Source organism: Rhodococcus sp. P4_B6 (genome assembly GCF_056402215.1).
In genome coordinates this window covers 25,846-39,661 of the sequence record NZ_JBFUHV010000013.1, presented here as the reverse complement: position 1 = coordinate 39,661, position 13,816 = coordinate 25,846, and the positions used below count along the sequence as shown (strand labels likewise).

General features: G+C 68.8%; 15 protein-coding genes and 1 tRNA gene. 6 read left to right on the top strand and 10 right to left on the bottom strand.

Features of this window, described 5'->3' with window-relative positions; all coding sequences use genetic code 11:
* From AC1DWT_RS08880 to AC1DWT_RS08860, 5 genes are all read right to left on the bottom strand, one after another.
* Positions 1-1,488, bottom strand: coding sequence for a penicillin-binding transpeptidase domain-containing protein (locus tag AC1DWT_RS08880; RefSeq protein ID WP_095865469.1), 1,488 nt, complete (start codon positions 1,486-1,488; stop codon positions 1-3).
* Positions 1,485-2,939, bottom strand: coding sequence for an FtsW/RodA/SpoVE family cell cycle protein (locus tag AC1DWT_RS08875; protein WP_009476773.1), 1,455 nt, complete (start codon positions 2,937-2,939; stop codon positions 1,485-1,487). Before AC1DWT_RS08875 ends, AC1DWT_RS08880 begins: the two co-directional genes overlap by 4 nt.
* On the bottom strand, positions 2,939-4,426 hold the full coding sequence (locus AC1DWT_RS08870; protein WP_072942784.1) for a PP2C family protein-serine/threonine phosphatase: 1,488 nt from the start codon (positions 4,424-4,426) through the stop codon (positions 2,939-2,941). Before AC1DWT_RS08870 ends, AC1DWT_RS08875 begins: the two co-directional genes overlap by 1 nt.
* A complete protein-coding gene (locus tag AC1DWT_RS08865) occupies positions 4,423-4,887 on the bottom strand; it encodes an FHA domain-containing protein FhaB/FipA (protein WP_005249074.1) in 465 nt (154 codons plus the stop codon). The genes AC1DWT_RS08870 and AC1DWT_RS08865 overlap by 4 nt, the downstream gene beginning before the upstream one ends.
* Positions 4,888-5,143: 256 nt before the next feature.
* Complete coding sequence (locus AC1DWT_RS08860) at positions 5,144-6,442, bottom strand: DUF3662 and FHA domain-containing protein (RefSeq protein ID WP_072942786.1); 1,299 nt, start codon at positions 6,440-6,442, stop codon at positions 5,144-5,146.
* A gap of 255 nt (positions 6,443-6,697) precedes the next feature.
* Here AC1DWT_RS08860 and AC1DWT_RS08855 point away from each other — a divergent pair.
* A tRNA-Leu gene (locus AC1DWT_RS08855) sits at positions 6,698-6,783 on the top strand.
* An 81-nt stretch (positions 6,784-6,864) separates the two neighbouring features.
* Here the strand turns inward: AC1DWT_RS08855 and AC1DWT_RS08850 are convergent.
* Complete coding sequence (locus tag AC1DWT_RS08850) at positions 6,865-7,311, bottom strand: hypothetical protein (RefSeq protein ID WP_206014159.1); 447 nt, start codon at positions 7,309-7,311, stop codon at positions 6,865-6,867.
* 273 nt (positions 7,312-7,584) lie between these two features.
* On the opposite strand from AC1DWT_RS08850, the gene AC1DWT_RS08845 reads away from it, so the two are divergent.
* From AC1DWT_RS08845 to AC1DWT_RS08830, 4 genes are read left to right on the top strand one after another with little or no spacing between them, the layout of a single operon-like run.
* Positions 7,585-7,980 (top strand): DUF6292 family protein, encoded by a 396-nt coding sequence (locus tag AC1DWT_RS08845; RefSeq protein ID WP_072942790.1) that lies wholly within the window; start codon positions 7,585-7,587, stop codon positions 7,978-7,980.
* Positions 7,981-8,034: 54 nt separating this feature from the next.
* The gene (locus AC1DWT_RS08840; RefSeq protein WP_095865471.1) at positions 8,035-8,688 is read left to right on the top strand and encodes a hypothetical protein; all 654 of its coding nucleotides are present in this window, start codon (positions 8,035-8,037) and stop codon (positions 8,686-8,688) included.
* Complete coding sequence (locus AC1DWT_RS08835) at positions 8,685-9,146, top strand: RDD family protein (RefSeq protein ID WP_072942794.1); 462 nt, start codon at positions 8,685-8,687, stop codon at positions 9,144-9,146. The genes AC1DWT_RS08840 and AC1DWT_RS08835 overlap by 4 nt, the downstream gene beginning before the upstream one ends.
* A 46-nt stretch (positions 9,147-9,192) precedes the next feature.
* On the top strand, positions 9,193-9,876 hold the full coding sequence (locus AC1DWT_RS08830; protein ID WP_095865472.1) for a helix-turn-helix domain-containing protein: 684 nt from the start codon (positions 9,193-9,195) through the stop codon (positions 9,874-9,876).
* Here AC1DWT_RS08830 and AC1DWT_RS08825 read toward each other — a convergent pair.
* Positions 9,866-10,261, bottom strand: coding sequence for a VOC family protein (locus AC1DWT_RS08825; RefSeq protein WP_095865684.1), 396 nt, complete (start codon positions 10,259-10,261; stop codon positions 9,866-9,868). The two genes, AC1DWT_RS08830 and AC1DWT_RS08825, sit on opposite strands and share 11 nt — an antisense overlap.
* A gap of 113 nt (positions 10,262-10,374) precedes the next feature.
* Between AC1DWT_RS08825 and AC1DWT_RS08820 the strand changes: the two genes are divergently transcribed.
* Positions 10,375-10,770: an SRPBCC family protein gene (locus AC1DWT_RS08820; protein WP_174705503.1), complete on the top strand. Its 396-nt coding sequence runs from the start codon at positions 10,375-10,377 to the stop codon at positions 10,768-10,770.
* Positions 10,771-11,141: 371 nt separating this feature from the next.
* Here the strand turns inward: AC1DWT_RS08820 and AC1DWT_RS08815 are convergent, their stop codons facing one another.
* The 3 genes from AC1DWT_RS08815 to AC1DWT_RS08805 form a co-directional block, all read right to left on the bottom strand.
* Complete coding sequence (locus tag AC1DWT_RS08815; RefSeq protein WP_206014160.1) at positions 11,142-11,909, bottom strand: hypothetical protein; 768 nt, start codon at positions 11,907-11,909, stop codon at positions 11,142-11,144.
* Positions 11,906-12,583, bottom strand: a complete 678-nt coding sequence (locus tag AC1DWT_RS08810; RefSeq protein ID WP_095865474.1) for a DUF8176 domain-containing protein — start codon at positions 12,581-12,583, stop codon at positions 11,906-11,908. Before AC1DWT_RS08810 ends, AC1DWT_RS08815 begins: the two co-directional genes overlap by 4 nt.
* A gap of 70 nt (positions 12,584-12,653) precedes the next feature.
* The gene (locus tag AC1DWT_RS08805; RefSeq protein WP_206016122.1) at positions 12,654-13,520 is read right to left on the bottom strand and encodes a glycoprotein; all 867 of its coding nucleotides are present in this window, start codon (positions 13,518-13,520) and stop codon (positions 12,654-12,656) included.
* Positions 13,521-13,816 lie beyond the last annotated feature (296 nt).

Here is a 13,816-nt window from a genome sequence, read left to right as displayed (position 1 = left end):
TCAGCCCCCTTGTAGTCCGGCTGCGATGACGGCACGGCCGATAGGTGCAGCCACCGAGCCGCCGGTTGCGGCCAGTGCACGATCTCCGCCGTCCTCGACGATGACCGCGATGGCCACGGTCGGGTTCTGGGCGGGTGCGAATCCGATGTACCAGGCGTGGGGCGGGGTGTTCCGTGGGTCGGTTCCGTGCTCGGCGGTGCCCGTCTTGGACGCGATCTGGACGCCCGGGATCTTGCCCTCGCCGCTGGTGTTGTTCTCGGAACCGATCATCAGCTCGGTCAGGGTAGCCGCCACCTGGGACGACATCGCCTGGCCTTCGGACACCGGGTTGGTGGTCGCGAGGTTGGACAGGTCCGGGCCCTGCAGTTCCGACACCAGCTGTGGTTGCATGCGCACTCCACCGTTGGCGACGGTAGCCGCGATCATCGCGTTCTGCAGCGGGGTGAGCGCCACGTCACGCTGGCCGATGCTGCTCTGGCCGAGCGCGGCGTCGTCGGGGATCGACCCGATGGTGCTGTCGGCGACAGGGAACGGGACGCCGGGCATCTGCCCGCCGATGCCGAGTGCGCTGGCCTGGTCGCCGACGGCGTCGGTTCCGGTCTTGATACCGAGTTCGACGAACGCCGTGTTGCAGGACCGCGCGAACGCCTCCCGCAGCGACGCGGTGGGTGCGCCGCCACAGGTGGAGCCGTTGTAGTTCTCGAGCGTCGTCGACGTGCCGGGAAGGGTGATCTGCGGGGCCGCGGTCAGCTGGGTGTCGGGGGTGGTTCCGGCGGCAAGCGCGGCGGCGGTGACCACCACCTTGAACGTGGAACCGGGCGGGTACGTCTGCGACACCGCGCGGTTGATCAGCGGCTTCTCCGGGTCGGCGTTCAGGGCCTCCCACGCCTGCGTCGTCTCGGTGCCGTCGTGGCTGGCGAGCGAGTTGGGGTCGTAGCTCGGGGTGCTCACCATCGTGAGGATGCGTCCGGTGCTCGGCTCGATCGCCACGACCGAACCGGTGTAGCCCTTCGCGGTCAGCTCGTCGTACGCCACCTGCTGCATCACCGGGTTGATGGTGCTCACCACGTTGCCGCCGCGCGGGTCGCGTCCGGACACGAGGTCGAAGAAGCGACGCCCGAACAGCCGGTTGTCGGAACCGTTGAGGACCGGGTCCTCGGACCGCTCGAGTCCGGTGCTGCCGTATTGCATGGAGTAGAAACCGGTGACCGGTGCGTTGGCCAGCGGGCTCGACGGCGCCGCCGGGTTCGGCGGGTAGGTGCGCAGGTACTTGTAGCGGTCGTCGGTCGGCACGGATGCCGCGAGCACCTGCCCGGCGGCCGAGATCTGGCCGCGCTGACGCGAGTACTCGTCGAGCAGCACGCGCGAGTTCCGCGGATCGGCCCGCAGGTTGTCCGCCTTGATGACCTGGACGTAGGTGGCGTTGGCGAGGAGGGCGACCACCATCACCATGACGGCGATCGCGACACGACGCAGCGGTGTGTTCATGAGCGCGGCACCATCTCGGTCGGGGCGTCGGCGATGGGTGCGGGGCCCTTCTTCTTCGGGACGGCCGGCTCACGGGCAGCGTCGGAGATCTTGATGAGGATCGCGAGCAGGAGGTAGTTGGCGAGCAGGGACGACCCACCGTACGACATGAACGGCGTGGTCAGACCGGTGAGGGGGATCAGTTTGGTGACGCCGCCGACCACCACGAACACCTGCACCGCGATCGTGAACGACAGACCGGCGGCGAGGAGCTTGCCGAAGCTGTCGCGGACGGCGAGTGCGGTGCGCAGGCCGCGGATGACGAGGATCAGGAACAGCATCAGGACGGCGGCGAGACCGATGAGTCCGAGTTCCTCGCCGATCGTCGCGACGATGAAGTCGGTCTTCGCGAACGGCACCTGGGCGGGCCTGCCGCTGCCGAGCCCCGTCCCCGCGACGCCACCGGTCGCGAGCCCGAACAGCGACTGCGAGATCTGGTAGCCGGTGTTGTTGTAGTCGGCCAGCGGGTCGAGCCAGGTGCTGACCCGGACCCGGACGTGGCCGAACAACTGGTACGCGAAGAAGAAACCGATGCCGAGCAGTCCGACACCGATGAGCAGCCATCCGACGCGTTCGGTGGCGATGTAGAGCATCACGAGCACGGTGCTGAACAGCAGCAGCGACGTGCCGAGGTCCTTCTCCAGCACCAGCACACCCACCGACACCATCCACGCGACGAGGATGGGCCCGAGGTCGCGGGCGCGGGGAAGGTCGATGCCGAACACGTGCTTGCCCGCGGTGGTGAACAGGTCGCGCTTCGCGACGAGGACGGAGGCGAAGAAGATGATCAGAAGGATCTTCGCGAACTCGCCGGGCTGAATGCTGAAGCCGGGGAGGCGGATCCAGATCTTCGCGCCGTTCACCTCGGAGAAGCTCGACGGCAGGATCGCCGGGATGGCGAGGAACACCAGTCCGGCGAGGCCCAGGGTGTAGCTGTAGCGGGCGAGGAGGCGGTAGTCCTTGAGCAGCACCAGCACGGCCACGAAACCGGCGATGGCCAGCGTCGTCCACAGCACCTGCTGGTTGGCGTCCGGCGACGGGACGGGCAGCCCGAAGTAGGCGGCGGACTGTGCGTCGGCGAGGTCGAGCCGGTGGATCAGCACCAGGCCGAGTCCGTTGAGCAGCGCGACGATCGGCAGGATCAGGGGGTCGGCGTACGGCGCGAACCGGCGCACCGCGAGATGCGCGATCAGGAACAGCGCCGAGTAGGCGGCGGCGTACTTGGCGAGGTCCCAGGTGATGCTCTGTTCCTGGCTGGCCTCCACCAGCACCAGCGAGATCGTGGTGATCAGGATCGCGAAACCGATCAGGATCAGCTCGGTGCCCCGGCGCGTCGACTGCACGGGGGCTGGCGCGAACCCGCCGGGTGGACTGGGAAACTGCGCCCCCGGTGATGCACTTGCGACCGACATCAGCTAGCCGTCCTGCAGTTCTGACCGGGAACCTGGGTCACGGTCGGCGCCGGGGTGGCGGTCGGGGTCTGGGGTGCAGGTGTCTCCGGTGCCGGCAACGCTGCCGGGGGAGCGGGAGCGGGTGCGGGCGCGGGCGCCGTGGTCTCCGGGACGGGCGCGGGTGCCGGCGTCGGAACTGGACTCGGTGCCGGGGTGGTCGTCGTCGTGGTGGCCGACTCCGACTCGCAGACCGGAAGCAGATCGTTCTGCGCGAGCCGCGTCATCTGGTTGCGGACGTCGTCGAGCTTGCCCGAGGGCAGCCCGGCACGCACCTGTTCACGGGCGGACGGCTGGAGGTCGTCGACCTCGAGGATGGTGCACCCGTTCGGTGCCTCGGTGGGCGACATCAACGTCAGGTCGCCGGAGTCGCTGACACAGCCGACCAGGTTCGCCTCCTGCAGCGAGTAACCGAGCACCGAACCGGGAACTCCGCGCAGCACGGTGACGCGTTCGCCGTCGGCGCCGACGTAGTAGTTGTTGCGGACCAGAGCCCGCCCCACGAAGGCAGCGACGGCGACCACGACGATCAGACCGAGCGCGAGCGCAGCCCACCACATGCGGTGACGCTTCTTCTTCGTCGGCGGTTCCTCGACCTGCGGGACCACCCGCTTCGGCGTCGCACGCGGCGGACGCATCGCCGCGGCACGTCCCGCAGCCGTGTTGGGTGGCGGCGCGTCCTCCTCGTCGTCGGCGGAGGCGGCACCGGCCACGATGGGATGACTCTGCCCGTAGTCGAGGTCGATGACGTCGGCGACGACGACCGTCACGTTGTCCGGGCCGCCGCTGCGCAGGGCGAGTTCGATGAGCCGGTCGGCGCACTCGTCCTGCGAGCCCTCCCGCATCGTGTTCTCGATGGTCTCGTCGCTGACCACGTCCGACAGTCCGTCGGAGCACAGCAGATAGCGGTCGCCGGCGCGGGCCTCGCGGACCGTCAGCGTCGGTTCGATCTCGTTGCCGGTGAGGGCGCGCATGATGAGCGAGCGCTGCGGGTGGGTGTGCGCCTGCTCGGCGGTGATCCGGCCCTCGTCGACCAGCGACTGCACGAACGTGTCGTCCCGGGTGATCTGTGCGAGGGAGTCGTCGCGGAGCAGGTAGGCGCGGGAGTCGCCGATGTGGACCAGCCCGAGCTTGTTGCCGGAGAACAGGATTGCGGTGAGCGTGGTGCCCATGCCGTCGAGTTCGGGGTCTTCCTCGACGTGATCGGCGATGGTGTCGTTGCCCTCGCGGGTGGCGGCCTCCAGCTTGCCGAGCAGGTCTTCGCCGGGCTCGTCGTCGTCGAGATGCGCGAGGGCCGCGATCATCAACTGCGACGCGACCTCACCGGCCGCGTGACCGCCCATGCCGTCCGCGAGCGCCAGCAGGCGGGCCCCGGCGTACACCGAATCTTCGTTGTTGGAACGGACGAGGCCACGATCGCTGCGGGCGGCATAGCGGAGTACGAGGGTCACGGGCGCAACTCGATTACCGTTTTGCCGACCCGTACGGGGGTACCGAGCGGCACGCGGACAGATGTGGTGACCTTGGCGCGATCCAGGTACGTGCCGTTGGTCGAGCCGAGGTCTTCGACGTACCAGTCGGCGCCTCGCGGGGAGAGCCGAGCGTGGCGGGTGGATGCGTAGTCGTCGGTGAGGACGAGCGTGGAGTCGTCGGCCCGGCCGATGAGGACGGGCTGAGTGCCGAGAGTGATGCGCGTGCCGGCGAGGCCGCCCTGCGTCACCACCAGATACTTGGCCGTCTTCGTCTTCCCCAGCGACGGCAGAACATTGCCGCTGCGCGAATATCGGGGCGGCACACGGACGCCGGAGCCGGCGTAGATGTCGCCACGCAACGCCCGCAGGACGGTCCAGACGAACAGCCACAGCAGGAGCAGGAAACCTGCTCGTGTGAGTTGCAGAATCAAACCTTGCACGGCAGTCCACCTCCTTCTGTGGCCGGAACAGTCGAGATTCCGGCGTCTTTTTCTCGCAGCATCATAGGGGCAACCCGCACCCTGCGATCAGGATACGGACAGCCCACAACGATACGGAGTCCCCACCGTGTTACGTCCGACACGGGCTCCGACGCGATGTCGGTCCAGTATCGAAGCCGTCTCGGTTGTGTCTCGGCGAGGGAGTTCGGGTTCGGGTCTCGGCGATGTGTCTTCGGGGTCCCAACTCGGTGGAGCCTCAGAGGATTCGGACCAGGATCTCCGAATGACCCGCCCGGATGATGTCTCCGTCGGCCAGCTGCCAGTCCTGCACCGGCGCACCGTTGACGGTGGTGCCGTTGGTCGAGCCCAGGTCGGACAGCATCGCCACCTGACCGTCCCAGCGAATGTCGATGTGGCGGCGCGACACACCGGTGTCGGGCAGGCGGAACTGTGCCTCCTGGCCGCGGCCGATGATGTTGTTGCCCTCACGCAGCTGGAAGTGGCGTCCGCTGCCGTCCTCGAGCTGCAGGGTCGCCGTGAACGTGTGCCCGTCCGGTGCGTACGCCTGCTGGCCGTAGCCGCCCTGGTCGTAGTCGGCGTACCCCTGCTGGTCGTACTGCTGCTGGTCGTAGCCACCCTGCTGGTAGCCGCCGCGGTCGTAACCCTGGTCGTAGCCCTGCGGCTGCTGGTAGCCGGCGTCGGCGTAGGAGCCGTCCGGGTAGCGCGCGGGAGCCTGCTGGTCGTAGCCGCCCTGGTAGTCCTGCTGGTAGCCGCCCTGCTGGTAGTCGTAACCGGCGTCCGCGGGCTGCTCGTAACCGGGGGCCTGCGCGCCCTGGTCGTATGCCTGACCGTAGGCCTGATCCTGGGGGTACCCGCCGCGCTGGTCGTCGGGGTACTGCTGCTGGTCGTAGCCGCCCTGCTGGTAGCCGCCGCGGTCGTAACCGTTCTGGTAGCCCTGCGGGTACCGCTGGTCCTGACCCGCATGGGCATGACCGTTGCGCGCGTACTGCGGGTCGGGATTGCGGTTGCCCGCTGGTTCGCGGCTGGGGTCGTAGCCTGAGTTCTGCGTCATGGGGCCAGCTCCTGGATTCGACGTGACGGGTACAAACGGTGCCTGTGGTCGCGGTGCGGGACCGCGTGGCGGTTCGGGTCGCCCCGGCGTGGCCGCACCCTGGCGGCCGGCGTCCGGATCCACCGAACCCCGGGTGCGGAACTGCCCGGTGTGCAGTGACGGCGACGGTTCGAACGCGACATGAATGGGACCATACGTCTGCCAGCCCTGGTCGCGAATGAAGTCTTCGAGGTGTCGGGCGAAGGCCTTGACCGTCAACTCGCGGTCGGCGGCAAGTTCTTCGTGGTCCGAGTTGTTGATGGCGATGACATAGCTGTTCGGCGCGAGCAGGTGCCCACCGTCCAGTTGCTGGATCCGGTCGGAGGCTTCCTGCTGAAGCGCGGCCTCCACCTCCTGCGGCACCACACCACCGCCGAAGACCCGGGCGAACGCGTCACCCACGGCTCCCTGGAGCTTCCGCTCGAAACGTTGAACTATCCCCATCGGAACCTCCTCACGGTGCCTGTCGGTCGGGCCTTCTGTCCTCGGTGCGCGGCAGCCGTGACAAGACACGTCCGTGTCGCGCCACTGCCGTGCGTGGATCCCACGGTACTGTCATTGCCTCGAGCCATGACGCGGGTCTACGCCCTTGCATGATATCGGTCTTTGCCTGGACGGGTGTTTTTGTCGTCGTTTCGGGTCCTGACCTGTACGAATCGTGATTTCTGGCGACCTCGTGTTAATGTTTCCGGGTCGCTCGGGCGAGTGGCGGAATGGCAGACGCGCTGGCTTCAGGTGCCAGTGTCCTTCGGGACGTGGGGGTTCAAGTCCCCCTTCGCCCACCACAGGCGATTCTTCGGAATCGCGACAACGAGGCCACGAACTCCACGGAGTTCGTGGCCTCGTTTCGTTGGCCGTACCGGTGCCTACTGGGGGCGGATCGGATTGCAGGCGACGCTGACGTACGTGACGATCCCTTCTTGCAGTCCGCAGGTCGTGTAGGCGCCCGTCGAGACGCCGACCTCCCACCACGGGGCGCCGTAACCGGCGACGCACGATCCGGTGGACGGTGTCCCGGCCGGAACCCACACGCCGTCGCGGCGGTAGCCCTGGATCCAGGGAATGTGCGACACACCGCCGGGGCCGGGAATCGCCCGCGGCGTCAGGCCGAAGCACTCGACCGTCCCGATGTGCACGGCGGTGCTGCCGGCGGGCACGTCCTGCGCCGTGCAGTGCGAGGTGCCGGACGTGGGCGTGGTGGCGGTGTGACAGTCGGCCGTGGGTTCGGCCTGGGCGGGTGCGGCGCTGACGGTGACCACCGTCGCGGCGAGGGCGGCCGCGACGTCGAGAATCGTGAGGAACCTGTGGGTCATCGACTACTCCTTCGGGTCCGTACGTTGCTCTTGTCGGTACGGCACCGGAATCCGTTAGCCGACGGGCCCGCCGGGGTGGTGTCATCCCCACCCCAGGGTGCCTACCCGGGTGGTCGGCGCAGCCCGACGATGGAGTGGAAGCCACGTCGCGACCCTCCGGCCCTTCCGGACCGGAACCCGTCCCCCCGGCGGTTCGTGACGAATGACTCGAGTGTGAACCTGCCGTCCGGCTTCTTCCGCTCGGTTTCTGCGAACGTCGAGAGTGGGTTGTAGATGAGCATCAGCCAGGTCCGGGCCACCAGCTCGGCGAATGTCGGTGAGTACGTCGGTTCCGTCGCGACGATGGTGGAGGCCCTGTCGGTCGACTGGTGGTTCACCCCAGCGTTCGACGTGGTTGTGACCCTTTCCAGCGAGATCCCCTACTACCGCGGCCGGAAGGCGGTCCTGGCCTGGAACCGTCACTTCGGGTGGTCGCTCGGGGTCCACGGACTCTCGCAGGGCAACGTTCTGGTGGTCGAGGCGCTCGGGTTGGGACCGGCCCCGGATCCCGCACTGTGCTCGGATCGGGTCGCCGAGATGCTCACCGAACTCGCCGGCTGGGCCCCTCAGCGGGCGTCCGGACAGCCCGCCCCGCGAATCGTGCACGGCCCCGGCGCTCCTCGCGGGTGACCCAGTTCGCGGGAACCCGTGCGGCCCCGGCGTCGACCGGCTTGGATAGCGAATATGGACGGCAGGAGAGCCCCCGATCCGCTGCACCTCGCGGTCGGCGCCGCCGCGACCGCCGGCGGCGCGCTGCAGCGCGTGATCGGATTCGGCATCGACACGGCGCGACGCCTGCCGGGAGTCGACCCCGTTCTGGTCACCCTCGAGGAACGCGGCACCGAGACACTCCGCGGCGCCGACGAACTCGCGGACCGGGTGCTGCACGCGGTGCTGCGGAAGGTCGTGCAGGTCGCTCTTCAGGAGGTGGACCTCACGACGATCGTGCGTGATCACGTCGACCTCGACGTCGTCGCCGAGGGAATCGACATCCAGCGGATCATCGACCGGGTGGACGTGGACGCGATCGCCGCCCGGGTCGACATTCCGCAGATCCTCGATCGCGTCGACATCGACGCCGTCGCCGCGCGGGTCGACGTGGATGCGATCGTCGACCGCGTCGATGTGGATTCCGTCATCGGACGCGTCGACCTGGTCGTGCTCGCCGACACCGTGATCGAGGGCGTCGACCTCCCGCGCATCATCCGTGAATCGACCGACTCGATGTCCAACGAGGCGGTCCGCGGGGTGCGCACCCAGGGCATGCAGGCCGACGACGCCGTCGCCGGGTTCGTCGGCAAGTTGTTCGGGCGCGGGCACGAACCGGACGATGCATGAGCGCCCCGGCGCATCGCGCCGCCGGGATCGTCACCCGGGGTCTGGCCTGCGGCATCGATCTGGCGATCGTCATGGCCGTGATGGGCGGAATCTACGTGGGCGCACTGTTCGTGCGGTTGCTGTTCTCCCCGCAGGAGTTCACGTTTCCCGACGCCAGTGCCCTGCTCTCCGTCAGCATGTTCATCGGCGTGGCCGTGCTGTACCTGACCGCGTGCTGGGCGGTGAGCGGCCGCACCGTCGGCGCCGTGATCATGGGGCTGCGGGTGGTCAGCCGCAACGGTGAACTGATCGGCTGGCTGCGCGCCCTTCTCCGCGCGGTGCTGTGCGTGATGTTCGGGTTCGGGTTGCTGTGGGCGGCTGTCGACGGCCGGCGCCGGTCGCTGCAGGACATTCTGCTGCGGACCGCCGTCGTCTACGACTGGGAGCCGGATCTGCACGTCGGCGAGCCGGGCGCCTGACCGCGCACCCCGGCAGATTGTCGTAGGGGCTGCCTAGCATGGGGTCATGTATACGGAGCGGCGGTCGGTGTTTCCCGGCGCCGTCGTGTGGCAGAAGACGGCGGCCGGCGGTGAGGCGGCGATCCTGCCGGACGGCTGCATGGACCTCATCTGGATGAACGGCGACGTCGTCGTGGCCGGCCCGGACTCCCGCCCGTATCTCACTCGCAGCCGAGCGGGCGACCACTACGTCGGGTTACGTTGTTCCCCGGGCACTCTGCCGGATCTTCTCGGAACCCCGGCCGAGGAGTTGATCAATCAGCGGGTGCCGCTCGCCGACGTGCTGAGCGACCGCGCTACCGCAGAATTCCTCGGCAGGATCGCCGACGCCGCCGACCCCGGCCGGGCACTCGAGGAGTTCGCGCGGTCACGCCGGCTCCTCGGGCCGCCGTCGGACGGCAGAATCTCCGTGGTCGTGCGACTTCTGCAGCAGCAGGCCTCCGTCCGCGACGTCGCGGACGGAATCGGTGTCGGCGAGCGTCAACTGCACCGCCTGTGCCGACGGCAGTTCGGTTACGGGCCGAAAATGCTGGCCCGGATCCTCCGGTTGCAGTCGGCGGTCGGGCTGGCGGGGTCGGCCATTCCCGCTGCGCAGGCGGCCGGCATGGCCGGGTTCGCCGACCAGGCCCACCTGATCCGGGAGGCCCAGGAGTTGACGGGCCGCACGTTCGGTCAGCTCGTCACGGCGTGAGCGCGGCGAAGAGGTCGACGGAGTTGCCGTCGGGATCGTCGACGGTGGCGTAGCGCTGCCCCCACGGTGCGTCCCACGGCTTCTTCTTGCCGTTGTACCCGGCGCCCGTGATCTCGTCGAAGAGATTGTCGACGCCGGCAGCGGTCCCGCAGTCGAAGGCGAGCGCGATCCGATGCCCGCCGGAAGGTTCGGTCCAGTCGGGGGTGAACGAGCGGATGGTCTCGATCGTGTCCCACAGCAGGCGGACCCCACCCGGAAGTTCGAATTCGACGTGCGGCGCCTGATCGGCGTCGGCGGGAATGTCGAGTCCGAGCCGCCGGTAGAACGCGAGCGACGTGGGCAGGTCGCGGACGACCAGTTCGATGGCACTGAATGTTGCGGTCATGTCCAGAACGCTAACGATCTCGGGCGGACCCGCATTGAAGGTTTCGGACATCGCGCACCCGGGGGTCCGATTTCTTCAATCATCCGGGTCGTGCAGCGGGGATGCTGGGAGTCATGACCACCGAATCAACCCATGTCAGTGTGTTCATCGCCCGGACCGCCGCCGACGTGTACGCGTACGCGAGCGACCCCGCCAACCTCCCCGCCTGGGCGGCCGGCCTCAGCAGCACCATCACCCGCGACGGCGACCGCTGGCTCGCCGACTCCCCGATGGGCCAGGTCGCCGTGACCTTCGCGCCTGCCAACGACTACGGCATCCTCGACCACGACGTCACCCTCCCCGGCGGCGACACCGTCTACAACCCCGTCCGCGTCATCCCCGACGGCGACCACAGCGAAGTCGTCTTCACCATCCGGCGACGCGACGGCGTGAGCGCCGAAGAATTCGCGCAGGACGCCGCAACCGTCACCGCCGACCTCCAGAAGCTGAAGGAATTGCTGGAGGCGTGAGGCGGTCGCGCTGTAGTCGCTTGTTGTTGCGTTTGCACACCGATTAGCCAGAATCTCACGCAATTGCGGGCGCAAATGGCAAATTCGTGTGCGGATGTCAGCGGCTCAGCTCGAACCGAATGGAATCACTTGGCGGTGAGAATGGCGCGCATCTGAGCGAGAGGGACCTCTGTCGATCGCTCGACGTCGAGTTCGTCCTCGATGGTAACCGCTTGGTTTTGCATGTCGATCAGCATGTTGAAGGCATTTAGTGCGATTTCGCGAGTTGAATTCGGCCCGGGATGAGGAGCAGCGCCGAACGGGTTCCCCCCAAGACAGCCCCCTGATGTCGAATGTCCTCCCGGCCCGGAAGGGTACTGGACGTGCCGCGCTCAGACTCGTTCCTTACGACCTTCGGCCACGGCCGTTGCCGCTGCGGCGACGCGCTGGTACGCCGCCCGGGTTTCGGGTGCGAGCTTGCCGTGTTCGATGACGATTCCCATGCCGAGGTGTTCGTCGTAGGGGATGGTCTCGACGCCCCATACCTGTCCGCCCAGGTATTCGCGGAGGAGGTCGAGATCCACCTGCCAACCGGTGGAGTCTTGATTGGACACGGTGACGACGGTGCGGGCGAGTCCGGGTTCGCCGAGCGTGTCGCCGATCGACTGCAGTGCGGACCGGAGGCGGTTGAACGCGTCGGCCCGGCACGGCACGACGAGGACGATGGGCGACGGGGTGGCCAGCAGCGGCGCGAGGTACGCGGCACGCAACCGGTGACCGAGGTCGTGGACGGCACTCACCCTGCGAGCACGCAGTGCCACTGTGAGAGTGTGGAATTCACGGTCGGCCGCGGTCTGGTTGCCGATGCGGTTCAGGATGCGGGTCCCGGCGCTCGTGCGGGAGCAGTACCCGTCGAACACGTCGTCCGCGACGGGGCCGGCGGCCACCAGCTGCTCCAGGCCACTCACCGACAGCACGGCGTCGGCGCCGCGTTCGGCGACATCGCCGCCCGCGGGAGTCGCGTCGACGGCGACGACCGCACCGCCGCGGGCCGCCTCGGTGTTGGCGAGCCCGAGCGTCGTCGTGGTGGCGCCTGCTCCTCCGCACGCCCCGAGAACCAGGGTCGACACCGGAAGTGCTTGCTGCAGTGGGTCGGTCACTTCGCGTCTCCAATGGATGTGATGTACGTGCGACCGTCGCGGTCCGCGGTGGTCACGACCTGCTCGTACCGTTTCGTCGACCCGTCCGGTCGCAGTTCCGACAGCGTCACCGCGTAGTGGCCGGGTTCGGTTTCGGTGATGGAGAGGCAGTGCTCGGTGCCTTCGGGCAGCAGCGAGTCGATGCCGCCCTGGATGGTCTCGGCGGACCCCAGCGGCGCGTCGGGAGCGACCACCTCGCGGGCCTTCGCGCCGCTTCGTGCGACGTAGTAGGCGTGATCGAAGGCCAGGATCGCGGCGACGCCGTCGGAGGTCCCGCCGGGACCGTTGCCGACCACCGTCGCACCGTCGCGGGATGCGGTGCACCATCCTGCGGCGACCGGGTTTCCGCGCGCGTCACCGGAAGTGGAGGCGAACACGGCGACCCCACCGACGACGACGGCGATCACCGCTGCGGCGGCTCCGGCGACCGCGAGTTTCCGCTTGCCGCGACCGTCCCGGACGGGCGGGGTGGGATCGGGTTCGTCGCCCGGCGCCAGCCATGTCGGCGCGGGGGGAGGGGGCAGCTGTTCGGGTTCGGGCTCCGCGACGGGAACCGTCGGTGCCGCGGCCGACGGGAAGGGCGGGTACCAGTGCGAGAAGCGGTCGAGGGCTGCCCTGTTCGGCGGTTCTGTCACAGTTGAATCCTCCACACCTCATTCCCCCGCGCGGAGCCCACCCCTGACGGCTCCGCGCGGGGGAATCGGATCACACGTGCAGCGTCGCCTGGCTGCGCACGTTCACGCCGCCGATCGTGGTGGTCGCCGGACCGCTGTCGGTCGACTGCAGCTGCGGGAGYTGCGGTGCGGGCAGGGACGCGATCGTCTGCACCAGCTGCCCGAACGCCGGGGACCGGTCGGCGGCGTCCGCGATCACGGCGGCGACTTGTGTGACGTCGACGGGTGCCGACCAGTTCGTCGGGTGCTCGGCGTTGGAGTCGGCCGAGAACGCGGAGACGGTGGCGGCGGTCGGCGAGGACGGGTCGACGGCGACGCCCGCGGTGCCGGTGGCGTCATCGACGCGCCAACCGATGGTCCCGACGTACCCCTCGGGGTTGCCGTACTGGCGGCCGTTGACGGCCACCGGCACCGCGCCGACCAGCGTGTCGGCGGCCGCGTTCACCTCGACCACCGGCTTCGGCACGGGCAGGGCGGGGGCGACGGGTGCCTGGTGCGACTTCGGCATGTCGTCGGGGTCGATCCACACGGTCGCGGGCTGGGCGGCCTGCTCGGCGGGCACGGACTGCGCCGCGGGTGCCGGTTCCGCCGGAGCCTCGCCCTGTGCCAGGTCGGGTGCTGCGGGGGCGGCCGTCTCGGCGCCCGGGACCGCCAGCGGCGCCTGCGGGGGAGCGGGCGGCGTCGTGGCCGGGGCCGCCGGGTCGGTGACACCCGGCTGGGACGTGCCGGGCGGTGTGGACGGGACCGTCACGCCGGGTTGCGATGTGGTGGGCGGCGTCGAGGGATCGGTGACGCCAGGCTGCGACGTCGACGGCGCTGTGGCCGGAGCGGCGTGTGCCGTCGCGGCCCCGAGCAGAGCGGCGGCGGACACCGAGATCGCGGCGGCCAGAGCGTGCATGCGGATTCTCAAGTCGTGACTCCTGAAGTCGAACGGACATGGTTGATCGAACGGACTGGCGCTGACGAAGCAAACGCAAGAGAGATGCAGATCAGAGGCACCGAAAGAGGGAAGCGAGCACAGCAGAATGCCTCCACCGACACGGTGGATGTGTTGTTTCCCCGATGAGATCCGTCCGTGCTGCCGGCGCACTGCCGCAGCCGTCGTTCACCGCCCCCATGACCGCCCCCGGTTCTTTCTCTTCCCCCTACCGCGGCAAAGTACCAGACGGGCAACCGTTCCCGCGCCCCCGGATT